General features: G+C 41.5%; 1 protein-coding gene. It reads left to right on the forward strand.

Annotated elements, in window-relative coordinates:
* Positions 1–305 precede the first annotated feature (305 nt).
* A partial coding sequence (locus ACK4IR_RS12465) for a peptide deformylase (RefSeq protein WP_409874654.1) occupies positions 306–511 on the forward strand: 206 nt, incomplete at its 3' end.

The raw sequence follows: 511 nt of genomic DNA on the forward strand, positions 1-511 counted from the left end.
CATCTTTACACCTCCTTTAAAGGTTTTCACTTTATTTACATGCAAAAAAGATGCCATATCCCTTATCTTCTCAAAATGGCTTTAATAAAGGGTTTTAAGAGAGGGGGTGTAGTGCATATGTGTTGCATGTTGCAATATGTGTTGCAACATGTGGGAAGATTAGAAAATGTCCACTACCTCTATGGTATCCCAAAATAGAAGTCTAATAAATTTGGCAGGGCACGCGGCGCACACCTAAAATAAGGTATAGCCCTTGAAAGCAACGGCATAAGGAATAAACTATTAACCTTATGGTGAGAGATATAGTGAGATTTCCCCATCCGATTTTAAAGACGCCTACCAGCAAGGTGGAGGTTATAGACAAGGAGATAAAGGAGCTTATAAGGGATATGTTTGAGACCATGTACCATGCGGAGGGTGTGGGCCTTGCTGCAAACCAGATAGGTGTTGGACTCAGCATTATGGTGGTTGATACTACCCCAAAAAAGGAAAGCCCTCCCATAAAGGCAGT

It is taken from the genome of Thermosynechococcus sp. (assembly GCF_046299635.1).
Lineage (GTDB): Bacteria > Cyanobacteriota > Cyanobacteriia > Thermosynechococcales > Thermosynechococcaceae > Thermosynechococcus.